The 25,050-nt window shown below is 59.2% G+C and carries 22 protein-coding genes; 5 read left to right on the top strand and 17 right to left on the bottom strand.

The features are described 5' to 3' along the window. Nucleotides 1-104: 104 nt before the first annotated feature. The 3 genes from AC2FJ5_RS08840 to AC2FJ5_RS08830 all read right to left on the bottom strand — a co-directional run bounded on the left by AC2FJ5_RS08840 (nt 105) and on the right by AC2FJ5_RS08830 (nt 4,552). A complete protein-coding gene (locus AC2FJ5_RS08840; RefSeq protein WP_496692331.1) occupies nt 105-977 on the bottom strand; it encodes a 50S ribosomal protein L11 methyltransferase in 873 nt (290 codons plus the stop codon). Nucleotides 978-1,043: 66 nt separating this feature from the next. Next, nucleotides 1,044-2,276, bottom strand: a complete 1,233-nt coding sequence (locus AC2FJ5_RS08835; RefSeq protein WP_496793121.1) for an MFS transporter — start codon at nt 2,274-2,276, stop codon at nt 1,044-1,046. An 80-nt stretch (nt 2,277-2,356) separates the two neighbouring features. Then, on the bottom strand, nt 2,357-4,552 hold the full coding sequence (locus AC2FJ5_RS08830; RefSeq protein ID WP_496793120.1) for a primosomal protein N': 2,196 nt from the start codon (nt 4,550-4,552) through the stop codon (nt 2,357-2,359). Between the two features lie 88 nt (nt 4,553-4,640). Between AC2FJ5_RS08830 and fsa the strand changes: the two genes are divergently transcribed. From fsa to AC2FJ5_RS08810, 4 genes are all read left to right on the top strand, one after another. Then, nucleotides 4,641-5,294: a fructose-6-phosphate aldolase gene (gene fsa, locus AC2FJ5_RS08825; protein ID WP_142640163.1), complete on the top strand. Its 654-nt coding sequence runs from the start codon at nt 4,641-4,643 to the stop codon at nt 5,292-5,294. A 196-nt stretch (nt 5,295-5,490) separates the two neighbouring features. Further along, nucleotides 5,491-6,198, top strand: coding sequence for a DUF484 family protein (locus AC2FJ5_RS08820; protein WP_496793119.1), 708 nt, complete (start codon nt 5,491-5,493; stop codon nt 6,196-6,198). After that, nucleotides 6,195-7,115: a tyrosine recombinase XerC gene (locus AC2FJ5_RS08815; protein ID WP_496793118.1), complete on the top strand. Its 921-nt coding sequence runs from the start codon at nt 6,195-6,197 to the stop codon at nt 7,113-7,115. Before AC2FJ5_RS08820 ends, AC2FJ5_RS08815 begins: the two co-directional genes overlap by 4 nt. Nucleotides 7,116-7,182: 67 nt before the next feature. Next, nucleotides 7,183-7,878, top strand: a complete 696-nt coding sequence (locus AC2FJ5_RS08810) for a CDP-alcohol phosphatidyltransferase family protein (protein ID WP_271952286.1) — start codon at nt 7,183-7,185, stop codon at nt 7,876-7,878. A 2-nt stretch (nt 7,879-7,880) separates the two neighbouring features. Here AC2FJ5_RS08810 and AC2FJ5_RS08805 read toward each other — a convergent pair whose 3' ends face one another. The 10 genes from AC2FJ5_RS08805 to AC2FJ5_RS08760 form a co-directional block, all read right to left on the bottom strand. Further along, the gene (locus tag AC2FJ5_RS08805) at nt 7,881-8,348 is read right to left on the bottom strand and encodes a GreA/GreB family elongation factor (protein WP_142640155.1); all 468 of its coding nucleotides are present in this window, start codon (nt 8,346-8,348) and stop codon (nt 7,881-7,883) included. A 76-nt stretch (nt 8,349-8,424) separates the two neighbouring features. Then, a complete protein-coding gene (locus AC2FJ5_RS08800) occupies nt 8,425-8,880 on the bottom strand; it encodes a methylated-DNA--[protein]-cysteine S-methyltransferase (RefSeq protein ID WP_496692328.1) in 456 nt (151 codons plus the stop codon). Between the two features lie 132 nt (nt 8,881-9,012). Beyond that, complete coding sequence (gene ileS / locus AC2FJ5_RS08795; protein ID WP_496793117.1) at nt 9,013-11,925, bottom strand: isoleucine--tRNA ligase; 2,913 nt, start codon at nt 11,923-11,925, stop codon at nt 9,013-9,015. A gap of 163 nt (nt 11,926-12,088) precedes the next feature. After that, on the bottom strand, nt 12,089-14,782 hold the full coding sequence (locus AC2FJ5_RS08790) for a DUF2339 domain-containing protein (RefSeq protein ID WP_496793116.1): 2,694 nt from the start codon (nt 14,780-14,782) through the stop codon (nt 12,089-12,091). A 95-nt stretch (nt 14,783-14,877) separates the two neighbouring features. After that, nucleotides 14,878-15,357, bottom strand: a complete 480-nt coding sequence (locus AC2FJ5_RS08785) for a DUF2269 family protein (protein ID WP_496696953.1) — start codon at nt 15,355-15,357, stop codon at nt 14,878-14,880. Further along, entirely contained in the window at nt 15,357-16,664 is a 1,308-nt protein-coding gene (locus tag AC2FJ5_RS08780; RefSeq protein ID WP_496793115.1) for an SDR family oxidoreductase, read from the bottom strand. The genes AC2FJ5_RS08785 and AC2FJ5_RS08780 overlap by 1 nt, the downstream gene beginning before the upstream one ends. Nucleotides 16,665-16,755: 91 nt before the next feature. Then, a complete protein-coding gene (locus AC2FJ5_RS08775) occupies nt 16,756-17,466 on the bottom strand; it encodes a VIT1/CCC1 transporter family protein (RefSeq protein WP_281973820.1) in 711 nt (236 codons plus the stop codon). A 54-nt stretch (nt 17,467-17,520) separates the two neighbouring features. Continuing rightward, a complete protein-coding gene (locus tag AC2FJ5_RS08770; protein WP_496793132.1) occupies nt 17,521-18,510 on the bottom strand; it encodes a YcjF family protein in 990 nt (329 codons plus the stop codon). Continuing rightward, nucleotides 18,503-18,958, bottom strand: coding sequence for a GNAT family N-acetyltransferase (locus AC2FJ5_RS08765; RefSeq protein ID WP_142640138.1), 456 nt, complete (start codon nt 18,956-18,958; stop codon nt 18,503-18,505). Before AC2FJ5_RS08765 ends, AC2FJ5_RS08770 begins: the two co-directional genes overlap by 8 nt. Further along, on the bottom strand, nt 18,955-20,367 hold the full coding sequence (locus AC2FJ5_RS08760; protein ID WP_496793114.1) for a YcjX family GTP-binding protein: 1,413 nt from the start codon (nt 20,365-20,367) through the stop codon (nt 18,955-18,957). Before AC2FJ5_RS08760 ends, AC2FJ5_RS08765 begins: the two co-directional genes overlap by 4 nt. Before the next feature lie 108 nt (nt 20,368-20,475). Here AC2FJ5_RS08760 and truA point away from each other — a divergent pair, with 108 nt between their 5' ends. Next, entirely contained in the window at nt 20,476-21,243 is a 768-nt protein-coding gene (gene truA / locus AC2FJ5_RS08755; RefSeq protein ID WP_496701071.1) for a tRNA pseudouridine(38-40) synthase TruA, read from the top strand. Here truA and AC2FJ5_RS08750 read toward each other — a convergent pair. From AC2FJ5_RS08750 to AC2FJ5_RS08735, 4 genes are all read right to left on the bottom strand, one after another. Next, on the bottom strand, nt 21,240-22,142 hold the full coding sequence (locus tag AC2FJ5_RS08750) for a nickel/cobalt transporter (protein ID WP_496709654.1): 903 nt from the start codon (nt 22,140-22,142) through the stop codon (nt 21,240-21,242). The genes truA and AC2FJ5_RS08750 overlap by 4 nt on opposite strands. Then, nucleotides 22,127-22,774: a DUF1007 family protein gene (locus AC2FJ5_RS08745; RefSeq protein ID WP_496793113.1), complete on the bottom strand. Its 648-nt coding sequence runs from the start codon at nt 22,772-22,774 to the stop codon at nt 22,127-22,129. The genes AC2FJ5_RS08750 and AC2FJ5_RS08745 overlap by 16 nt, the downstream gene beginning before the upstream one ends. A 73-nt stretch (nt 22,775-22,847) precedes the next feature. Then, nucleotides 22,848-23,636, bottom strand: a complete 789-nt coding sequence (locus AC2FJ5_RS08740; protein WP_496793112.1) for a thioesterase family protein — start codon at nt 23,634-23,636, stop codon at nt 22,848-22,850. 26 nt (nt 23,637-23,662) lie between these two features. After that, the gene (locus AC2FJ5_RS08735) at nt 23,663-24,898 is read right to left on the bottom strand and encodes an acyl-CoA dehydrogenase family protein (protein ID WP_496793111.1); all 1,236 of its coding nucleotides are present in this window, start codon (nt 24,896-24,898) and stop codon (nt 23,663-23,665) included. Between the last annotated feature and the right edge of the window lie 152 nt (nt 24,899-25,050).

Below are 25,050 nucleotides of genomic sequence, written 5' to 3'. Positions count from 1 at the left end.
AGCCTCCAAATCAACCGCCCCCCAATTCCACGTCATTGACGGTAAAAACAGATTGCGACAAAAAAGAGGCGAAACTCCACAAAACTCCTGCAAATGGCCCGATTTTAGCCCTGTTTGGTTAAGACTAGCGACGTCCATTCACCAATTTGGTCATTTCTAGAGGCATTGAAACCATTTTGGAGATAAACGGAAACAACATCCTCGGCTTGCTCGTTAAGGATTCCCGATAGAATCGCCTTACCCCCGACCCGCAGATTCGCTGAAATTTCGGGCGCCAGGGCCACCAATGGGCCCTTGAGGATGTTGGCGAATATCAGGTCATAGGGCGCAAGAGATTTCAGCTCCGGATGATCGAACCCCGCAGCCTCGACACATTGAACCTTCCCTGACATGCCGTTTGCCTTCAGGTTGGCTTCAGCAACTTCGACAGCAACCTGATCAATATCGCTGGCGATGATGTCCCCCTCCCAAACACGAGCGGCGGCCATCGCAAGAACGGCGGTGCCGCAACCGATATCTGCAACTTTTGTCGCGGTAAAACCCTGATCGAGCAGAAAATCCAGAGCCTTGAGACACCCAAGGGTGGTGCCGTGATGCCCGGTACCGAAAGCCATTGCAGCCTCAATCAACAAAGGGATACGGCCTTCGGGCAGCTTGTCGGCATCGTGACAGCCATAGACGAAAAAGCGGCCGGCCTCGACAGGCGCCAATTCACGGCGGACATGGGCGACCCAGTCGGTTTCGGGCAGTTCCGAGATTACAAAGGGTTTGGATCCGAACGCAGCCGCCAGAACCGCCAGTGCCGTTTCATCCGGCGCTTCGGTGAAGTAACCGCCAATCTCCCACAGGCCCGAGCCATCTTCGACTTCGAATACGCCCACGCCCGTGGGTTCGGGATCAAGACGCTCCATGGCTTCGCCCAGACCATCGGCGGACTTTTTGCCGGTCAGGGTGGTAAGCGCGGTGAATGTGGGCATGGGAGCCTCCTGTGTCAGCTGACACAGCGCCTAGGGTGCGGGCCCGCGAAGGTCAAGCATTGGCAGCTATTCCGCCGGAGCGGGCGCGTATTTCGACAGTATCGTCTCATTCCCAAGCTCTGGGTGGCGCGGGATCAGCAGCGACAGCGATAACGAAATCAACGCCATCGCTGCAGCCACTGCAAAGACCGCTCCGGGCGAGTACACCCAGAGCAGGCCCAGAAGCGCTGGTAGGAATACCGCGGCGATATGGTTGATCGTAAAGGCAACCGCTGCGGTTGGCGCAATATCTGCCGGATCGGCAATTTTCTGGAAATAGGTTTTAAGCGCCAGAGCCAGAGCGAAAAGCACATGGTCAATCACATAGAGAGTAGCCGCCAGAACAACACCCCAACCGAACCAATAAATGCCGCCATAGGCTGCAAATACAACTGCCAGGCCTGCATATTCGAAAATCAAAGTGCTACGTTCACCGAATACGGACACAGCTTTGCCCAGCATCGGCGCAACCGAAATGTTGATAACCAGGTTGATCAAGAAAAGACCGGTGAGTTCGTGGACCTCAAACCCGAATTTCTCGACCATCATGAAACCGGCGAAAACGACAAAGATCTGACGACGCGCGCCCGCCATGAACTGAAGCGCATAGTATAGCCAGTATCGGCGGCGCAGCACAATTTTTTTGGTCTGCGGAGTCGGCGCGTCGAACTGCGGATAGGCGACCAGACAGAACAACGCCAGCAAAGCCGTCAGCCCGCCCGCAGCCATGAATACAGTGTTATAGGACAGATCGAACCGATCCCACGTCAGGACAATCAGCCCATAGATAACCAATGTCGAAGCTGATCCCATGGCGACCATCCAGCCCAGAAATTGCGGCGCTCGGTCCTTGGGCAACCACTGCAGCTGAAGGGATTGGTTCACGGTTTCATAATAGTGGAACCCGATCGAGCTCAGCAGTGTGACGAACAGCAAGCCACCAAGGCTTGGGAACCACGCTGTCACCGCAGTCGCAACACCCAGCATGATCAGCGAGATCATCGCCAGCACCTGCTCCCGAACAAACAAGATCACGGCAATTACGCCTACAGCCAGAAAGCCTGGGATCTCGCGCACGGTATGCAGCAGGCCGATGTCGGCACCGTCGAAATTCGCCACTTCAATAACGAAATTGTTCAACAACGCGCTCCATGCGTTGAAAGCAATGGGCATGGTCAGTGCCATCACGAATAAAAGCGTGATGGGACGGCGCCAGAACGGAAGGCTTTGCGCCTCGGAAAGTGGCATGGGTTTCAGCATGAGAGTCCCTCTACGCCCATTTTCAGGTTTTGGCGAGTGGGAAGAAGGGCACGCACATTGGCTCTGCATGAATGCAGAGGTCAGTAGAAATTTTGCGGGTCAATATCAACGGTCAGCCTGATGTCACCCTTCAGCCGCAGCGGTGCTATCCAACGGGCGATGGCATCCTGAATTGGCGCTCCTTTGGGGGCTTTGACCAGCAGCCGCACCCTGTGTCGCCCGCGGATACGCGCAATGGGCGCAGGCGCTGGACCAAAGACCTGGGCACCGATCTGCCGCAACGGGGCGTCGTTGCGGGCCATGGCGTTGCCGATGTCAAAAACGGGACCGACCTCGGGGCCAGACAGAACGATACCGGCCATGCGTCCATAGGGGGGAACACCGGCGGCCAGCCGCCCGGCGGCCTCGGCTTTCCAGAATCCTTCTTCATCGCCCGAAAGGATGGCGCGAATGACGGGATGTTCCGGTTGAAAGGTCTGCAACAGCGCCTGTCCGGGCTTATCCGCGCGCCCGGCGCGGCCAGCCACCTGCCGCATCAGCTGGAATGTGCGTTCGGCGGCGCGCAGGTCCGCCCCATGCAGACTGAGATCGGCGTCAATGACACCCACCAATGTCAGTTTCGGAAAATTGTGCCCCTTGGCCACCAGCTGCGTACCAATGACGATATCGGCGTCACCGGCAGCAATCTCTTCGATCTTTGCTTTCAATGCGCGCGCCGATCCAAACAGATCGGATGACAGCATGGCAATATTTGCCTCGGGAAATGTTGCCTCAGCCTCTTCAGCCAGCCGTTCGATCCCCGGCCCGACCGGGGCCAGCTTGCCCTCGACCTGACAGGAGGGGCAGACCTCGGGCATGGGTTTGGTCTCGCCACATTGGTGGCACATCAGACGCTTGAGAAACCGGTGTTCAACCATGCGCGCATCGCAGTGATCACAGGCAATCTGCTCGCCACAAGCCCGGCAAAGGGTGACCGGCGCATATCCCCGGCGGTTAATAAACAGAAGGGATTGTTCACCCCGCTCGATCCGCTGATAGACGGCCTGCCGCAGCGATGGAGAAATCCACGTCCCCGGCTGCATCTTCTCGGTCCGCATGTCGATGGGCTTCATCTCGGGCAACACCGCATCGCCAAAGCGCGAAGTCAAATCGAGCCGCTCATACTTGCCTGCTTCGGCATTGGCCCAGCTTTCCAGTGACGGCGTCGCACTTGCCAGAATAACGCGCGCGCCGCAAATTGCGGACCGCAGCACAGCCATGTCACGGGCGCTGTAATGCACCCCATCTTCTTGTTTGTATGAGGTGTCATGTTCTTCATCGACCACGACCAACCCAAGATTGCGAAACGGCAGAAACAGGGCCGAGCGCGCGCCGACAACCAGCTGTGCATCGCCCTGCCCCACCATGCGCCAGACTCGGCGGCGTTCGGTCATCGTCGCGCCCGAATGCCACTCTGCCGGGCGCGCGCCGAACCGTGCCTCAACGCGCGTCAGGAATTCGGCGGTCAGGGCAATCTCGGGCAGCAGAACCAGCGCCTGCCGCCCCTGGCGCAACGCTTCGGCGACGGCCTCAAGATAAACCTCGGTCTTGCCCGACCCGGTGACGCCTTTCAGCAGGGTCGTGCCATAATCACCCGTTCGCAGGCCAGATTGCAGGGTTTCCACTGCTGAGGCCTGATCATCGGTCAACGCCTTGCCCGGCAGATCCGGATCCAGATGTGGATAGGGCAGATCGCGCGGGCTGTCTTCTTCGCGAACCGTACCGAGTTTGACCAACCCCTTCACGACTGAAGAGGTCACACCCGCCTGTTCGGCCAGTTCCTTCAGCGTAAAGGCCAACCCGCCGTAGTCGCGCAGCACCTCCAACACACGGGTCCGCGCGTCGGTCACCCTGTCAGGGTCCCTGTCGCCAAGCCGATAGACCTTGCGCATCGAAGGCGGATCGCCCAATCCGGGTGCGCGCGTAGCCAATCGCAACATCGCAGGCATCGGAGTCAGCGTGTAATCGGCGACGCGCCCCAGAAACAGGCGCATCTCTTCGCGCATCGGCGCGACCTCCAGAACCCGGATCACCGAGCGGGCCTTGGCAAGGTCAAAGCCACCCTGCCCCGGCCCCCAGACCACGCCCAAGACCTTGCGCGGGCCCAGCGGCACCTCGACAAAAGCGCCCAGAAAGCACCCGCCCTCGGGCGCCTTATAGTCAAGCGTCCGGTCCAGCGGTTGGGCGGTCAGCACCGCCACCAACTCACCTTGGTCGAAAAACTCCTGAGTGCTCAATGCATATCCTTGGCAAGGGGTTCCAGCATGGGTCTCTTTGAGGTAAAGCCATCCGCGACCAAGGCCAACCCATCAAAGGACTGCCCGCATGAAATTCTTCGTAGACACAGCCGAGATCGACGCAATCGCCGAACTGAACGATCTGGGCATGGTGGACGGTGTGACCACCAACCCTTCGCTGATCCTGAAGTCAGGCCGCGATATTCTGGAAGTGACCAAGGAAATCTGCGATCTGGTCGACGGACCGGTCTCGGCCGAAGTCGTGGCAACCGAAGCCGACGACATGATCGCCGAAGGTCGCAAGCTGGCCAAGATCGCCCCGAATATCGCTGTCAAAGTGCCGCTGACATGGGCGGGCCTGAAGACCTGCAAAACGCTTAGTGACGAAGGCCAGATGGTCAATGTGACCCTCTGCTTCTCGACCAATCAGGCGATTCTGGCCGCCAAAGCCGGCGCAACCTTCATCTCACCCTTCATCGGACGTCTGGATGACATCAACCTAGATGGCATGGACCTGATCGCTGATATCCGTCAGGTCTATGACAATTATGGGTATGAGACCGAAATCCTCGCCGCCTCGATCCGCACCGTGAACCATGTGACCGACAGCGCCCGCATCGGTGCCGACGTGATCACCGCACCACCCGCCGTGATCAAAAAGCTGGCCGATCATCCGCTGACCGATAAAGGCCTTGAAACTTTCCTGTCCGATTGGGCCAAAACGGGTCAGAAAATCCTCTGATTCTGCGCGAACCCGCGCGGCGCCCCTGGCGCCGCGCTCGGCCCAGCTGCTTTGAATCTGATCTCGGATCAGATCTCTGCAGACCGGAGTTTTCCCGACCACATTCCCCGCGAAATTCAAATTGACGCTCATTTTTCCCGAGGCAGATCCGGCAAGCCGTGCTATAAGGCCAAAAAATAAAAAGACCGGACAGGACATGAGCAGCAACACCATACTCAAGGACACCTTGCGCGAGGCGATTCTGGCCGAACCAGATGCCATTCTGGATGACAAGGACCTGATGCAGGCCCTCGTCACCGCAAATGAGCAGGCGCGCGGGAATAACGTCATCGACCTGCGCGGCATAGCCATGCAACGGCTCGAGGCCCGGCTGGACCGGCTGGAGGATACGCACCGCTCGGTCATTGCGGCAGCCTATGAAAATCTGGCCGGCACAAATCAGGTTCATCGGGCCATTCTTCGGCTACTTGAACCGGTCGGATTTGAGGAATTCCTGCATATACTTGGTGCAGATGTGGCTGACATACTGCGTGTCGAACGCATTACGCTGGTTCTCGAAACGACGGCAGTCCAGAAAGACCCGGCAATCTCAAGACTGGCAGGCGTTCTGGCCATCGTCGAACCCGGTTTCGTCGACAACTATCTGACCTTTGACCACAGCGGCCCAGCACGCGAGGTCGTCTTGCGTGAAATCATCCACCCCGCGCACAGGATATTCGGCAGTGATGCGGATCACCTGCGCTCCGAAGCTTGTCTGAGGCTGGATTTGGGCGAAGGCCGCCTGCCTGGCATGATCATCATGAGCGCAATAGACCCCAGGCACTTTACGCCAAAGCTGGGCACGGATCTTCTGACTTTCTTTGCTGGTGTCTTCGAACGGTCGATGCGCCATTGGCTGTCGTGAGCCTTATTTCTCCGGCTTGTCGTGACGCACTGCAAAACTGGCTTGATGGCCTGGGGGCCTTGTCAGGCCGGTCCGAAAACACGCTTACCGCCTATCGGGGGGATGTGTCCGAATTTCTGTCCTTCATGACACTGCACCATAGCGAAAGCCAGGGGATGGCGGCGATTGCACGGATTACAATCTCGGACATGCGGGCATGGATGGCCGATCAGCGCGCATCCGGCGTTGGCTCGCGCTCGCTTGCGCGCAAACTTTCCGCCGTAAAAACCTTCTACCGTTGGCTTTCCGAGCGTGAAGGGTTTGAGCCGACCGCAGTTCTGTCGACCCGCGCCCCCAAATTTACCCAAAAGCTCCCTCGCCCCGTGGCCGAGGATGCCGCGCGTGCGATGATTGAAACGGTCGAGATGCAATCCGCCAGCGACTGGGTTTCTGCCCGGGACGTTGCGGTCGTTACTCTTTTATATGGCTGCGGTTTGCGTATTTCCGAGGCTCTCTCACTGACCGGAGCGGATACCCCTTTGCCCAACTCGCTGCGGATCACCGGCAAGGGAAACAAGGAAAGGGTCGTCCCGGTCCTGCCGGTCGCGCAAACAGCTGTAGATCAATATGTAAAGCTGTGCCCCCACCCCCAATCCAGGGAGAAGGCACTGTTTCGCGGGGTTCGCGGAGGCCCCCTGAACCCCCGAGCCATTCAAGGTGTGATGGCCAAAGCGCGCCAGCAGCTTGGGCTGCCCTCCACTGTAACACCCCATGCCATGCGCCACAGTTTCGCGACCCACCTGCTGTCTGCGGGCGGTGATCTACGCACCATTCAGGAATTGCTGGGCCACGCATCGCTGTCCACCACCCAAGCATATACTGCGGTCGACACGGCGCGCCTGATGGAAGTTTACAACCGCACCCACCCAAAAGCCTGAGCAAACGCTATCCACATTGACCGGGCTTTTGGTTTGCATCTGGCCCGCGCATCATTCAAGAGACACCATGACACACAGATTCAAAGCTCTTTCCGTACATCTATTCACCGCGACCGGCGCCGTATTTGCAATGCTCGCCATGCTGGCCGCCGTCGAAGAGAAATGGAGCCTGATGTATCTGTGGCTGGTCGTCTCGTTTATTGTGGACGGTATCGACGGGCCCTTGGCGCGGCACTATCACGTCAAAAAGAACGCCCCGGAATTTGACGGCGTGCTTTTGGATCTGATCATTGATTACCTGACCTATGTGTTCATCCCGGCCTTTGCCCTGTTCAAATCGGGCTTGATGGACGGCTGGACCGGCTGGTTCGCCATCATTGTCATCACCTTTGCCAGCGCTATGTATTTTGCCGACACTAGGATGAAGACGAAGGACAATTCCTTTTCCGGCTTTCCGGGCTGCTGGAACATGTTCGTCATCGTGATCTTCGCGCTCGAGCCCAATTTCTGGGTTATCCTGCTGCTGGTGACGCTGCTTTCGCTGGCGATGTTCCTGCCATTGAAGTTCATCCACCCAGTGCGCACAGAACGTTGGCGCAATGTGTCATTGCCGATGGCATTTGCCTGGACCTTCTTCGCCGGATGGGCTGCCTGGGTCGATTTCCACCCCGAAAGCTGGGCCCATTGGGGTCTGGTGATCACCAGCTTGTATCTGGTGTTCGCAGGAATTGCCCAGCAGGTGATCCCGCCGCGCAAAGCTTAAGGTCACAGGACCTCCTGCACCTCGAACTCGGTTCCGTTATGAGCGAACACATCACCCTGTTGCAGGCCAGCCATCGCCAGGTAAATCGGGCTTTGGGTTGAGATGCCCATATAGGTTTTGCCGTCCACTTCGAACCGCGTGGTCGAGACGCAGACCACAAAGCGCCGGTTGTTGAACTTGACCACCGCACCCGGTTGCACCCTGTCGGTCAGATCAAAATCCGTATTCTCGATCACATCGATCTTGGCATGATGAGCATGAACCGGCGCATCGAAGGCTGCTGCCAGATCGGCATTCTCACGCGAGGCTGCGATGTCATCCTTGTCATGCCCTTCCCGGTCATCAAGCTGCGAATCTTTCAGGAAAGCGTCGTAATGCGCCTGCGCGGTCGCAAGCTCTTGCTCTTCAAGTGACATAAGGCGGTCGATGATGGCCTTTTTACGAGCTGCCAGGTCTGGTTGATCGGTCATACCATGCGATCCTTTGAAATCTCTATTTGAAACAAATTGGGCATCAACCAGCGGGATTGCAACAGAATTCCGCTTTCTAGATCAGCAGACCGGCGGCGCGTTCATGGCGCAACAGCGCGACTTTGGTTTCAATCCCGCCATCACCTGAAAACCCGCCCAGCCCATTTGCGGCCAGCACCCGGTGGCAGGGGATAATCACCGGAATGGGATTGGCGCCACAGGCCTGCCCCACAGGTTGCGGGGGCTGACCGAGTTCCTTCGCGAGATCACCATAAGTTCTGGTTTCGCCCAGCGGAATGGCAAACATCAGGTCGCAAACCTGACGCAGGAATTCCGACCCCTCGATACGGTAAGGCAGATCGAACCTGTCCAACCGCCCCTGATCATAGGCGCGCAGCTGCGCGGCGGCCTCCTGCAACAGGGGCGTGACTTCGCCCTGATTGCCGCCATTCCAGATCAGACGCGTCACCGCGCCATCTGTTCCTTCAACACCCAAAGTCCCGAAACGGGTCTCAACCGCAATCATTCCCATGCGAACAGGCTGACAGAAACCGCGCGCATCACAACCCGAATTCTGCGGATCCGGATCTTCATCTGGCCAAAAATACCTCGGAGCGCGAGGCAGAGCCTCGCAAAAGACTCCGCCTCAGCCGCAGAACACTGATTAGCTCAGCGCGTCGTTACAACGCCCGCACACGCCGTCATGCGCATGGCGCCCAACATCAGGCAGGATTTTCCAGCAGCGCTGACATTTCTCGCCCTCAGCCTTTTCGAACACCACGGCCACGCCCTCGATTTCCGGCACGCGGAACGCCTCGGCCGGGGCCGGATCTCCGGTGACGGTCAAACCGGACGTGATGCACATGTCATCGACGTCAAACGTTGCCAGAAGATCGCGGGTTTCACCATCTTCGACATGCACGATCGGTGCGGCCTCAAGGCTGGAACCGATGACCTTATCCTGTCTCTGAACTTCGAGCGCGGCAGTCACAGCGCGGCGGACCCGGCGGATCTTGGCCATGCCAGCCTCAAGCTCGGTATTGCGCCAGTAGGCAGGCGTCTCCGGGAAGTCCACCAGATGGACCGAGCTGTCGTCACCCGGGAAACGCTCCAGCCAGACCTCTTCCATAGTGAAGACCAGAACTGGGGCCAGCCATGTGGTCAGACGGTGGAACAGTATATCCAGCACGGTGCGCGCGGCACGACGGCGCAGATTGTCGCCGTCGCAATACAGCGCATCCTTGCGGACGTCGAAATAGAAGGACGACAGATCAACGGTTGCAAAGGTGAACACCGCACTGAATACGCCCTGGAAGTCGAAAGACGCATATCCTTTTCGCACCTGTTCATCCAAATCGGCCAGACGGCTGAGCACCCAGCGTTCCAGGCGCGGCATATCCGCAGGGTCCACCCGGTCGGCCTCAGAAAAATCAGCCAGCGAGCCCAGCATGAACCGCATGGTGTTGCGCAACCGACGATAGCTGTCGGCGGTGCCCTTCAGGATTTCAGGTCCGATCCGCTGGTCAGCGGTGTAATCGGTCTGAGCCACCCACAGGCGCAGGATATCGGCACCGTATTGCTTGATGACCTCTTCGGGCACGATGGTGTTTCCCAGCGATTTGGACATCTTGTTGCCCTTGGCATCGAGCGTAAAGCCATGGGTCACCACGTTGCGATAGGGCGCGCGGCCCTTGGTGCCGCAGGCCTGCAGCATGGACGAATGGAACCACCCACGATGCTGGTCGGTGCCTTCCATATATACATCGGCGATGCCGTCCTCGGTGCCGTCCTCACGGTCGCGCAGCACAAAGGCATGGGTCGAGCCCGAATCGAACCAAACATCCAGAACGTCGAACACCTGATCCCAGTCATCCGGGTTATAGTCATTGCCCAGGAAGCGCTCTTTCGCGCCGTCAAGATACCAGCAATCGGCCCCGTCCTGTTCAAACGCTTCTTTGACGCGCGCATTCACGCCAGGGTCGCGCAGCAGAAAATCGGGATCGGTCGGCAAAGCGCCCTTCTTGGTAAAGCAGGTCAACGGTACGCCCCAGGCGCGCTGGCGCGACAGAACCCAGTCTGGCCGGGCCTCGATCATGGAATACAGACGGTTCCGGCCGGTCTGCGGGGTCCATTTCACCAACTCGTCGATCGAACGCAGGGCGCGTTCGCGGATGCTATCGCCCATTTCGCCCATGCCGTCGTCCAGTTTGCGGTCGACCGAGGCAAACCATTGCGGCGTGTTGCGATAGATGATCGGAGCCTTCGAGCGCCAGGAATGCGGATAGCTGTGCTTGATCTTTCCGCGCGCCAGCAACCCGCCAACCTCAACCAGCTTATCGATCACGGACTTGTTGGCATCACCCTCACCGCCCTTGCGGGACAGGATGTATTTGCCGCCAAAGAAAGGCAGATCAGCGCGGAACGAACCATCGTCCATCACGTTATAGGTGATGACCTGCTCCAGCATGCCAAGATCACGGTAGAGCTCAAATTCCTCCATCCCGTGCGACGGCGCGCAGTGAACAAACCCCGTTCCTTCGGTGTCGGTCACGAACTCAGCCGCGCGGAAGTCGCGGATGTCATCCCATTCGCCGTTACCGCCCTCGGCCCCGGCCAGCGGGTGGGCCAGTTGGACAGATGACAGCTCATCTGCTGTGACATCACGGACGCGGCTCCACTGGTCGTCATTCAGTCGGGCGCGGCCCAGCACGTCAGCGGCCAGATTGTCCGCCAGCAGGAACTTGTCGCCAACAGCAGCCCAACATTCCTCTGGCGCATCAGTGACTTCGTACAGCCCGTAGGAGATGTCCTTGCCATAGACCACAGCCTTGTTCGACGGCATGGTCCAAGGGGTTGTCGTCCAGATCACAACAAACGCGTCATCCAGATCGCCCGCATTCACAACCTTGAACTTCACCCAGATGGTGAAGCTTTCCTTGTCGTGATACTCGACCTCGGCTTCGGCCAGTGCGGTTTTTTCAACCGGCGACCACATGACTGGCTTGGACCCCTGATAGAGCGTGCCGTTCATCAGGAACTTCATGAATTCATCCGCGATCACAGCCTCGGCGTGATAGTCCATGGTGATGTAGGGATCGGCCCAGTTGCCGGTGATGCCCAGACGCTTGAACTCTTCACGCTGGATGTCGATCCAGCCCTCGGCGAACTTGCGGCATTCCTGACGGAAGTCGACAACGTTCACCTCGTCCTTGTTCTTGCCCTTCTTGCGGTACTGTTCCTCGATCTTCCATTCGATCGGCAGACCGTGACAATCCCATCCTGGCACATAGCGCGCGTCGTGGCCCATCATCTGATGGCTGCGCACGATCATGTCTTTGATCGTCTTGTTCAGCGCGTGGCCGATGTGCAGGTGACCGTTCGCATACGGAGGGCCATCGTGCAGCGTAAAGGGCGTGCGGCCCTGTTTTTCACGCAGGCGGTCATAGACACCGATCTGTTCCCAGCGTTCCAGCCATGCGGGCTCGCGCTTGGGCAGGCCTGCGCGCATGGGGAAGTCGGTTTTGGGCAGGTTCAGCGTATCTTTGTAATCAGGTGTTTGGGTCGTGTCGGCGCACATTGGGGGCGTCCTTTGGATGATCTGGTCGTATTGGGATCGAAGCGGTCGGTGCGAGTTCTCAAACACCTTTGCCCGGCGTCTCAGTGGTCAGAGCGCCGGGGAAATAATTCGAATAATGATGGCCAGACGGGCATACATGGCCGCGCTTATAGGACGCTCACAGCTAATGGTCCAGAGGTTCCGCCTCTTGTGGCGATTGGCGCAGCTTTGCCCAGCGATTCAGCCACGCCAAACCGGCCAGTGCAAGCCCCAGCGCCAGCAGCGAAAAGACCCGGATCAGGCCGCCCAGCCCGGCGATGTCGATCAGAAATACCTTAGCCACGGCCAGTCCGATCACAGCCAGCCCCACTTTGCGCAACAGGTCGGACCGACGGGCCAAAGATTGATAAAATAGCGCCGCGCCTGCAATCAAAAGGGCCAAGGTATAGGTGTAAAGCTCTGGTTGGCTGACCCCAGCCCCGATATACATGCCACCGGGACCCTGCCAGAAATGACGAATAGAAGCACCCAACCAATATGCTGCAAGCGCACCCGCAAGACCAAAACAGCCCTGCCGCAACCAAACCGGCATCTGTTCAATGCGCCAGGCTGACATGGCAAGGACCCCGGCAGGAAGAAGGTAGGCTATGGCAAGCGTGTTCATCAGCGCAGGCCCCAACACGGGATCACTGTGCATATAAAGAACGGGATTTGCCTCGGTCAGCGCTTGCGCAAGTCGGAACAGGGCATGGGCGGCAAAGAACGCCGCCAGCCCATAGCGGACATAGTTCAACGGCCCGCCCAAATCGAACCGCCGTATCTGTGCCGCCGCCAACAGCAGCCAGATCACCGCCATAAGGCCCAACCCCCAATGGCTATCCTCCATCCCTCCTTGACCGAACCCTTCCAGCCAGCGCAGCAGCAGCAATGACAGCAATATCCCCGCGGTTGCCCAGGCTGCGCTTTCCAGCAGCAAGATTGCAACGGGGCGGTTCAATCCCCGGATCAGGCCCCAGGCGAGAACATATCCAAGGGTGGCGGCGCCATAGACCAACGTCATTTCACCGACCGGCACCGTATTGGCCCAGTACAGGCCCGGGTTCAGGATTAGCCGCACAGTCACCGTGAAGACCCCGGCCCAGATAAACCAACCGAGCTGAGGCAGGTTGAACCGACGATCCAGCGCGGCAGCGGCTACAACGGTCACAACCAGCGCAATCGTCAGGGCGCCAGAACTCAGCACGATGACACAGGCAAATGCAAGACAGGACAGCGCGGATAACGTGGCCAGCGCAGGACGTATACGTTGTTCACCATCCACGCGCGCATATCGTTCGGCAAAGACCACCATCAAGGCACCCAGAGCCATTGCGTGCAGCCCCCAGAAATACGCGCCCAAAACCTCGGCCGGGCGCCAAGCGATCTCAAGAGCGATGGCAAGTATCGGTGCGGTTATTACCGCCCCAGCCGCCCAGACCACGCCATGGCGCCCCTGCTGCATCGACCGCCACGCCGCCGCAACCGACAGGGCTGCACCCAGTGCCACAAGCAATGTAACGACAAAGGGAAAATCCGCCTCGGGGGTTTCGGCATAGGTCTCAGCAAAACGCTGTGCGACCTTGCCCCGATCCCACCCCTGGAGAAATACGAGCCAGACAAGGCCAACAATCGGGAAAACACTGATGTCCTGAAGCGCCCTCGACCCGCTTGTCCAAACGATCATCGCAAAGGCCAGACCAGCCAAAAGCGTCAGGCTCAACCAGAACTCACCGGCGGAATCCGGCCAGTGCAGCGCCAGGATGGCCGAGCTGACCGCAACCGCACCAAATGCCAGACGCGCCGGAAACTCGGGCCATGCCTCGCCGCTTTGGCGTCGGGTCATTTCGCTGACCATCGGGCCGGTGTGATCAGGCCAAATTCGCCGGACCGGAATCGCAATAGTGATGAGCGCAAAGGCGGTGATGCAGGTCAGATAGCCCGGCTCTGTCATCGGTTCCGACAGGACCAGCAGCAGACACGAAGAATAACCTCCGACCAGTGTCAGAACCGAAATCCACGCCCATCGGCGCACTGTATCTATGCCCAGGCCCAGAACCGTTATGGTCAGGAAGTAGCCATATAACCAGGTCGGATCATCCGAAGAGCCACCGACCAAGAATGGGGCGGCAAAGGCACCTGTCAGTCCGACAGCTGCCAATAGCGGACCATGGAACCAGCCCAAAACCAGCCCGACAGATGCAACGCCAATCATGGCGACAAGCGCAAATTCAGGGCCGATCAAGCCATATAGTTGCCGCGCCGCCAGAACGCCGCCAAACAGTGTGACCAGCCCCGCGCCTGAGAACACCGAGGGCAAATAGGCGCTCGCGGAGTCCACGCCATCGCCATAGCGCCTGCGAATGACCTCTCCGCTGACAATCAGCGCCGCGCCAAACAGCAATGCGGCAACGACACGTGCCGACGGCGGCAGCAACCCGTTCTCGACGCCGTATTGCACCAAGAAAATTCCCGCCAGTGCCAGCGACAGTGCCGAAACGACATAGAACCAGTTTTCCTGCAGCCATTCCTGCAGCAACGCGAAACGGTCAGAGCTGAAAACCAGTGCTTCTTGAGGAGATTGCGGGGGGATTGGCTGTTCGGTCTCAGGTTGGTCGGCTATCGGCCACACTGGAGGCGCTTTGGTCGGAATATCCTGCGCCTTGGGCTCGGGCTCTGTCGCGGGTTCTGGTTCAGTATTGGTGCCTTGTTTCAGTGACAGGATGTCCGCCTCTAACCGGACGACCCGCCGCCGCAACCGAACCTGACTGACAAGCAGCAGCACAATGGTCAAAGGAATAGCCAGCGCAACCAACGCAAGAAGGACCAGAAGGGATTCCAACCTGTTTCTCCTATCAAATTCTCTGCAGGCTAACCTGATGCATCAGGTAGAAACAGTCCGGAATACCGTCCTGCATACCGCGACATGGCCTGAAATCAAAACAGGTCTATCGAAGGGCGGGAAACCATCAGCCAGACTATGGCCAAAACGGCCAGAAATGCGGGGATCCCACATGCAAACCAAAGCCGGAACAATATGAAATACGAACGCGGCAGAGCAGTATCGCGATCTGCCGCCTCTTGCGCGAGGTTCCGCATCTTTATCTGCATCCAGACGACCGGCAGCCAGAAGACCCCGGTCAAGACATACAGCAATAGTGACAGCAGCACCCACCCTTCGACCAGTGACCAGCCCAATCTGAAGGCGAGCAAGCCACCTGAAATTGGCTGCAAAACAACGGCGGTTGTGGTGAACAGCATATCGGCCAGCACCACGATTGCCGCCGTCTGGGCAATGAAACGCGGGTCGCGTGACCGATGGGCCATCAGCATGAAGAATGCGATTCCGGCCCCGGTTCCCAACAAGACGCAGGCCCCGATCACATGAAACCAGCGCAAGATCAGATCCGGGTCCATCATCGGCTTTTCACCATTGGCAGTGCGACCAGCGACAACATGATCGCGGGAATGACTTTAACAAGCGGTCCAAGCGGGTCGAGCCACAAGGCAGGAACCATAAATGAGGCCGCCAATAAGTAGAATACCGCCACACAAAGCTGAGCCATGCAGGCGCGTTCTGCCCAGGGACGCCAAAGGATCGCAAGCCCCAGAAAGATATCGACACATGACCAGAACAGCACACTGACCACAGCGGCACCACTGGTCCAGCCTGCGACGGTTAGGACTTGTGTGGCTTGCGGCAGGCTCAGCAATCCGAAAACACCTGAGAGAACCCAGAAAAGGCTGAGCACCGCAACCGTCAACGGCATCAGCAACGACATCCGTGCAGCCAACCTGTGTTCGCGGGAACAGGCCATGCTGCGATAAATCTCGGGCATTGAGAGCATGGATTGACCCGTCGCCATGCGATAAGGGACCGGGTCACCAAGAACTCCGCTCGCCATGACTGTCATCGCGTTGCTGCGAAGGGGCGAACGCCACCCCAAGCGCCCAAGTTGATCGGCGCAACCGGCGGCGAATTTAGCAACCACAGCCGGTGCTGTTATCCGAACACGTGCCTTAGGGAACCCCATCCAATGGCGGGTTTCGTCCAGAACCTCGGACAGCGAATGAGCCTGATCCTCGACCAGATCATAGGTTCCCTGTGGCAACGTCTCATCAATGGCCGCCGCCACGGCGCTGCACAAATCGGCCAGTCCAACACATTGAACCAGCGTCTGCGGAAAGGCGATCGGTTGCACAAGCGGAATTGCGGCCAGCATGCGCAACAAGGTCGTTCCACCATAGTCAGTCTGCCCGATCACAAGGCCCGGCCTTAGAATCCACAGCCGCACACCACTGGCCTGCAAGGCGGAATCCCCGGAGGCTTTGGTGCGCATAAATTCCGTGTCGGCCTCTGGGCTGCTTCCGGTTGCAGAAATCTGTATCACGGCAATGCCGCGCGCGGCGCAGGCCTGCCCGAGGGCGGCAATCGCAGTGTGATGCACCGCCTCGAGATCGTCCTTTGGTCCGTCCTGCAACGCCCCGGCGCAGTTCACGATACAATCAAAACCTGACAGAATTTCCCGCCAATCGTGTGGGTGCGTGAGCTGGCGCAAATCTCCCTGAGCCAAAGACATCCCGGGCAGGATTTTCTCACCCAGGTTTGTATCGCGCACAAGGCCGCATACATTGGCACCTCGATCCGAAAGAGACCGCATCATCGCCGCGCCGATAAACCCATAAGCGCCTAGAACAAGTATATTTTTCCCAGAACCTTGCATCGGGCACCTTACCTGCTGAAGTTGCGCCCCAACCTAGCGGGTCGAGCGGCAGCCGTCTGCGGCACCGGGCAAACTGCGACAATTCCGACCGCTAGGGGTGAAACAGTGAACCGACGAAATAGGCGATTGCGGCAGCGGCCCCACCAATCAGCAGCGTTTCGATCCCTGACCGCCACCACGGAGCCAGCGACCAGCGGCTTTTGAGGGCACCAATGGCAAAGAAAACACCCATCGTCATCCAGGCCGAAGCAGCAAATGCCCGGTCCACCGAAAACAGAAACGGCAAAAGCGGTACCATGCCGGCCACAAGAAAAGCAAAAAACGTCGCCACCGCAGCTTTGCGCGGATGCGGATCGACGCTGCCCAGGCCATATTCTCCCTCGATCATCAGGTCGATCCAGTTGTCATGGTTTTCCGTGATCGCATCGGTGGCTTCGTCCAGCACACGGCCCGACAGTCCTTTCTGGGCTAAAATCTCGCGCACCTCGTTCCGTTCACCATCGGGGTAAAGATGTATATGACGCTCCTCGATCGCGCGAATGCGCCGGATGTTATCCAGTTCAGCCTTGGTGCCCGAGTAGTTACCCGCCGCCATCGAAAACCCGTCAGCTAGCACATTGGCCAGCCCCAGCGCGATGATGATGAACGGTGACAGCCCCGCCCCGGCAACGCCCGCAACGATGGCAAAAGTGGTGACTGATCCATCGATCCCGCCGTAAACCACATCACGCAAAACGCCACGCCCCGGCGGCGCGTTGATACGTGCCGCGATTTCTTGCTGGCTGTGTCCATGGTCTGTCATGGGTGCCTCCTGCTTTGTTATGATGCGCGGCTGGCAGGAACGCTTTGTCTCAGGTCAAGTTTTCGAAAACAGCCCCGCCAGCGCACGCTTGATCATCGACCGGGTCGAGGGCTTGTGACGGTCCGAGAACGGTAAAGGACGGCAGACCTCCATCGCGGCCACGCCGACGCGCGCGCTAAGCGCCCCGTTAACCAGGCCTTCGCCAAACCGCCGCGACAGTTTGCTTAGGACAGAGCCGCCCAGCACCGGTTCCAGCAAGTCGTCGCCCATAGCCACGGCGCCGGTTGCAACCAGATGCACAAAGACCGCCCGGGTCAGGCGCCAACTGCCCAGAAAACCGGCCCGCCCACCATAGATCTCGGCAACGCGGCGGATCATCCTCAGCGAAGCGGCCAAAGCCGTCGCCACATCCGCAAGAGCCAAAGGAACCAGAGCGGTCACCGTCGCGACCTGACGCGCAGCGGCCTCGACTTCTCGACTGGCCGCGGCATCCAGAGGGGCCAGCAGCTCATCCTCGGCCAGAGCCATCAGATCCGAGGCATCGAAAGGCTCGGCGATACGTTCGGCCAGCCTATCGCGGGCCCATCGAACGTCCTCGCGCCCGTTGTAAAATGCCAACAACCGGTTGGTTACGGCGCGGGCTTGCGTCAGATCCGCCTCTGCCAACGCGGTGTCTGCGGCGCGACGGATTCCATCAACACGCGAAAGCCGCCCGATCGCGGCAAGTTCTCGCAAAGCGATGATCAGGGCAACCAGCAGCAACGCGCCAATCAGGCCAGTTACGACCCATCCCAAAACCGGCGCGCGCAACAGCAAAGCGGTCACAAAATCCCATGCCGCCACCGAGACAACCGCGCCGATGACCGCCGCCGCCAGTCCCCAGAACCAGCGTGACAGGGCCGACGGTTTCCGTGCAGCCAGACGCGCGGCGGCCTGCATCGCCTTCCCCTGTGGTTCGCCCGCATCCGGAACGGGCGGTGCCAAAGCGACATCCGCAACAGGTTCCTCGGGATCAAGATCGATCAGAACCGGACCCTTAGCCATCAGCAGCCCTTTCTCTGTTCCAGACAAATTTGATGTCCGGCAGGTTTTCGTCATTATCGGCCCCGTCACCGCGGGCAATCTCGGCAAATCCGTTGCGCTCGTAGAATCTTCGCGCGCCATGGTTGGCCTGAAAGGCGAACAGGGACAGCTTTTGTCGGCCAGATTTCGCCTGATCCAACAGGCGCTGCCCAATGCCCTGATTGCGCGCTGACGCACGCAGGTAAAGCGAATGGACCTCTGAACCATTCAATGCCAGAAAACCAACTACACCATCCTCGTTTTCAGCAACGGTGATCCAGTCGCGATCAATCATCACGCCGCAAAAGGCGATGGTTTCGGCACAGGAATGCAGCTCTGGCATCCACTCATTTTCACAAGCAAAACCATGCAGGATTTTCCCCGTCGCGCCAGCATCGGTGCTGCGCGCAGGGCGGAGCGTTACGGTCATAGCCGGTCTCCGATCAGGAACTGGGCCGCGCGATCAAGCCGGATATGGGGCGGGCCGTCACCCGATCGCAGGGTCAGGTTCGCAGGCGCAAAACTCATGAACCCATAGTCTTCGCCCAGCCAGCTTTCTGCTCCGCTGCGGGCTGGCCCCAGCAAATGAGCAGGGTCTTCGGGCAACTCACCGGGGTAGAAGGCCGCCTGCTTGCCGTCAAGCAAAGTGCCCCGCACGCAGGCAAGCGGCACTCCTTCATGGGTTCGCATCTCTTCGGTTGTTGCCCGCAAAGCCGCCAGTGACACAGCCGAGGTCTCGGCCCCGGCAAAACTGGCGCGGTCACGGGCGTCGCGTGTCAACGCCTCCAAGATGCTGGTCAGACGTGGATGCTGCAGGTGGTGCAAATGATCGGCCTTGGTGGCGGCAAATAAAATGCGCTCGACCCGTTTGCCCAGAAGATACTGGCTGAGCCACGCGTTGCGCCCCGGACGGAAGGCCGACAGGATATCCCCCATCGCCTTGCGCATATCCTCAACCGCTTTTGGCCCTTTGTGAATCGCACCCAGCGCGTCAACCAGAACAACCTGTCGATCGATCCGGGCAAAATGTTCGCGAAAGAACGGTTTGACCACGCGCAATTTATAGGCCTCATACCGCCGCGCCATTTCGCGGTGCAGGCTGTTACGGGTGGCGACCCCTTCGACTGGCAGCGGCGCGAAGGTCAGAACCGGTGATCCCGCCAGATCACCCGGCAACAGGAACCGTCCCGGCGTACAATCGTAAAACCCGGCATCGCGCGCCCTGTTCAGATAGCCCGAGAACGCCTGCGCCAAAGATTGCGCCACCGGCTCATCATGTTTTGCCTCTGGCGCGACCGCTTTGGCCTGCGCCAGAAAATCTTGTGCCTCGGCCCGCTCTGTGATGCGGTTCAGCGTTTCGGTTGACCAGTCGTCATAGGATTTGTCCAGCAGGGCCAAGTCCAGCAACCATTCGCCCGGATAATCCACAATATCCAGATGCACGGTTCGCGGCCCCTTCAGGCCAGACAGCAGACCGGCAGGGCGAACCTTGAACGACAGGCGCAGCTCGGACACCGCGCGGGTGCTTTCGGGCCAATGCGGGTTTGGCCCGGTCAGCGCAGCAAGATGGTTTTCATAGTCGAACCGGGGCACGGTATCATCAGGCTGCGGCTGAAGGTAAGCTGCGTTGATCCGTCCCTCATGCTGCGCAACAAGGCCCGGCATTCGCCCACGGTCCAGCAGGTTTGCAACAAGCGAGGTGATGAACACCGTTTTGCCCGAACGCGCTAACCCGGTGACACCAAGGCGGATGACCGGCTCGAACAGAGCTTCGGAAACGCTGTCGCCCACGGATTCCATGCCGCGCACAAGACTGTCTGCCATAGATGAGATGACCAAGCCGTCGCCCCGCTTTTATCGTTTCGCTCAAGATAGGTAGCCACCGTCCGACATGCCAGCGCTTTCCGGCCCCTTGCCCGCCGTCGCGCAGCACGGTACCAGCAGCCCATGCCCAGATACGCGTTGAAAGTCGAATATCACGGAAAGCCGTTTGCCGGGTGGCAGAGGCAGAAAGATCAGCCCTCGGTTCAGGGGGCGATCGAAGAGGCATTGTCGCGGATACAACCCGGGGACCACACGATCGCTGCGGCGGGTCGCACCGATGCCGGTGTCCACGCGCTAGGACAGGTCGCCCATTGCGACCTGATCAAGGAATGGGACCCTTTCCGACTGTCCGAAGCGCTGAACTATCACCTCAAGCCGCAACCAGTGGCCATCGTGAAAGCCGCACGGGTGGACGATGACTGGCATGCGCGGTTCTCGGCGCTTGAACGGCAATATCTGTTTCGCATCCTGATGCGCCGCGCGCCTGCAACCCATGACGCGGGGCAGGTTTGGCAAGTTAGTCACCCGTTGGATATTGATGCGATGCAGGCTGCGGCGGACATGCTGATCGGACGGCATGATTTCACCACGTTCCGGTCCACGATCTGTCAGGCGACCAGCCCGGTCAAGACGCTGGATGAGTTGCGTGTGGAACAGGTGCAGGGCTTTTCAGGTCCCGAGGTTCATTTCCACGTCCGGGCACGTTCGTTCCTGCACAATCAGGTGCGAAGCTTTGTTGGCACGCTGGAACGTGTCGGCGCCGGGTCTTGGACGCCCGAAGATGTGCGCGACGCGCTGCAAGCTGAGGATCGTGCCGCCTGCGGGCCGGTTTGCCCGCCACAGGGGCTGTATCTTGCGCGGGTCGGCTATCCGAACCCGGTGTTCGACTAAAGCGCGCTCAGCAACAACCCGCCAGCTATCACCGCTATCAACAACCCAGCGACCAGCTCGATGGTTGGGGCCAGCACCTGTGCAAACCGCGTCGCTGAGGCCGAGGCCAGCATCCCCCCGCGCAGACCGAATGAGGTCCACCCTACCAGAGTGGTGACAGTCGCAGTGCCCAGCGCCATGCAGAACGCCCCGGCGATGCCAACGATGGCGATGCCCATCTGCCAGGTCAGGATCAACACAAACAGCGCCCCGGTACAGGGGCGTGCGGCGATTCCAGCGATCAGCAACGCCGCCTCGCGCAGGCTACCGACCTGCGCCACCTCATCCGCAGACGGACCATGCCGGTGGCCGCAATCCGAACAGGTTTCGTGATCATGGTGATGATGATCTGCGCCGTGATCCCGGCTGCGTTTGGCAAAGCTCCGCAAGGCGCGAAACACTAGCCAAAGCCCGATCGCAGTGATCGCCCCATAGCTGACTGGGGCCATGATTTGCTCCGTTGTGTCGACCAGTCTTTCCCGAGACATCTGGAACACCAGCACACCGGCATAGACCAGAACAATCGCGGTTACGGCCTGTCCAAGGCTGGACAACACACTGATCGCTGAAAGCCGCCAGAACGCCACACGCCGACCAAGCCCATAGCCACCGATCAGGACTTTGCCATGCCCAGGACCGATGGCGTGGAAGAACCCGTAAGCGAAGCACACCGTCAACAAAGTCATGACCGCCTGAGGTTGTTCGGCGCGGGCAGCGCGCAGAGACCGCGCAATCTGGTTCTGAAATGCACGCTGTTCACCGGCAGCCCATGCCGCAAGTTGGTCAAACCCGCCGCTGAACCAGAACCAGAGCAGAACTCCGACCGCCAGAACAAACGGGACAATTAGGTATTTGGACATGAAATACGGATCTCGGTTGCAAAGTTTTCGCCCACCATCGGGATGTCATTTTCCTCAAGGTCGTAATTGGCATCCAGCGTCAGCAGAAACGCCTGCATTTGGGCAAGCTGTCCGTCGATATCCGGCTCAACCCGGTTGATCTGGCAGGTTTTACCGCCCGAAACCGTCACCGGGCGTGTCAGGTCATAGGCGGTATAATAGGTCTCATCAAAGGCCTTGGCCGTTAATGACGTGGCCGGTACAGGCCCCCCTTCGACACTGCGCAGATGCGAGGTCACGATGCGACCATCCTCCATCAGAGCTTTCGGCTCCAGCGGGCCGGAAAGCAGCAGCACCTCAGACCCGGACCAAACGACCAGATCACCGTTATAGCCCTGATCCCACTGCGCATCGAACCCGGACAGGAAATCCTGTTCGCCTTCGCTGAGGAGACCATCGCCATCCTGATCCAGCTTCATGTCTTCAAGGACAAGCAATGAGTAGAACTCGTCATAGGCCCAGGTCACACGGACATGGGTCAGTTTCCCGGAAGCGTCCACGATGAATTCCAGCCCCGTGTCGATAAAGACATGCGGGTGCGTCATCGCCGGGATCGGCAAACAGCAGGTCACTAGGGTCACAAGCCAGCGCATGGGCGAAAGATAGGGTGTCGGCCTGCGCCCGGCAATCCCATTTGGGCCGGGCGCGCAGAAGCTGGCCGATGGCTCAGGCAGGTGGGAACAACACAAGGGTCTGCAGGGCTGTTCCAACCGGCCCTTCGGTGTCATACAAAACCGATTGCGACATGCCGATACCCGAGGGCTGCCAATGGCAGACAGACTCGGAGGCCAGCCAATCCGAGACCGGCTCGCGGTGCACCTGAACCGTCAGATCGGTATTCATGAACCCCATCTCGGTTGTTGGGGCATTCCACGAAATGCCATTGCCGCAATCAGCCAGTGGACACAGCGCCTGAATCGGAGATTGCACCTCGTCCCCAAGCAACGGAGGCGTGCGCATCCAGATCGTTTTGGGACCGACGCCCTGATTTCCACCCTTGGGATAGAGGACATCGGAATAGGTCGCGAACCCCGGAAGATCGTGCCGAATTTCGCCGATGGGAAATGGGCCGTCCACCGTGTCCGCCAGTTGCGGAGATGAGAGAGCGACATTGGGAACCTGGCCAAGGTCGCGGCGGGCAAGGTGCATAGTTGTGGCTACGGCGCATAAAGTGTTGTCCAGATCGTGCACAGTAACCCGAGTGGTCGCTAGCGTTCTGGTGTGCCGCGTCGTCTCGGCCGCAACCCGCAACCCGGACAGGGGCAGCGGGCGCAGCAGATCGACCGTCAGCCGGGTCAGCATCTTACCGGGACCAATTTCAGATTCCGCGGCGCGCACGATCAGACCGCTGACCGGACCAGCATGGCAATGTTCGGCAGACCACGGGCCCCGCGCCGGATCATTGCCGACAAAATCCCCATCCGCGCGAAGTCTGAAATAAGGCAACCTGGACATGTCAGATTTCAAGACCACTTGGGACCTCAGACCTTTTCCTGTGTATGCTTTTTCAGCTCGGTCCGTGCGACCTGACGACGATGCACCGCGTCCGGCCCATCGGCCAGCCGCAGGGTCCGCACATGCGTCCACGCGGTCGCCAGCGGCGTGTCCTGACTTACCCCTTGCCCGCCATACATCTGCACCGCCTCATCAATCACCTTCAATGCGACCCGCGGGGCCACGACCTTGATCTGGCTGATCCACGGGGCCGCCGCGCGCGCATCGCCCTGATCCATGTACCAAGCAGCCTTGAGGCAAAGTAGCCGGGCCATTTCGATCTCCATCCGGCATTCGGCTATGATATCGAAATTCGCCCCAAGCTGCGCCAGCTTCTTGCCAAATGCTTCGCGTTGCAGCGAACGTTTGCACATCTGGTCCAGGGCCATCTCTGCTTGCCCAATAGCGCGCATACAGTGGTGAATACGTCCCGGCCCCAATCGACCCTGAGCGATCTCGAACCCGCGCCCTTCGCCCAGCAGGATATTCTCGGCAGGCACCCGGACATTGGTAAAGCGAATATGCATATGCCCGTGCGGCGCATCATCATGGCCGTAGACTTCCATCGGGCGCAGCACCTCGATCCCGGGCGTTCCCGCCGGCACCACGATCATCGACTGGCGTTTGTGAACAGGCAGGTCATCACCGCCAGTCCGGACCATGACGATATAGACCTTGCACCGCGGATCACCGGCGCCTGAGGCCCACCATTTCTCGCCATTCAGAACGTAGGATTCGCCGTCCAGCACACAGGACATCGAAACATTGGTGGCATCTGACGAGGCGACATCCGGTTCGGTCATCAGATAGGCCGAACGGATTTGCCCATCGAGCAGCGGCTTGAGCCACTCTTGCTTCATCTTTTCGGACCCGTACCGCTCGAATACTTCCATGTTGCCCGTATCTGGGGCCGAACAGTTGAAGATTTCGGCACCCAGCGGGGTCTTACCCATTTCTTCAGCAAAAAAGGCGTATTCCACAGTTGTCAAACCCAGCCCTTTTTCACTGTCGGTCAGCCAGAAGTTCCACAATCCCGCCGCCTTGGCCTTGGCCTTCAACCCTTCAAGGATATCCGCCTGCCGGTCGGTATATTGCCAGCGGTCACCTTTGTTGATTTCAGCATGGAACTCTTCTTCCAGCGGCATGACTTCATTTCGGATCATCTCTGTTACGCGGGTCAGCAATTCGCGGTTTTCCTCGCGCAGGCCGAATGACATGTTCATGAGTTTTCTCCTCCGCCCCGACACGCGGGCATTACCTTTGGGCCGAGAATGACTTAGCCACCGTCATGATGTCCAGTTGGGTGACGGGACGTCACCCAACCCCATATGAGATTAATCGAGTGCAGTAACCGGAGACTGGCGACCGAATAGCC

The organism is Ruegeria sp. CDSA221, assembly GCF_059611825.1.
This window is presented reverse-complemented; position numbering and strand designations above follow the sequence as displayed.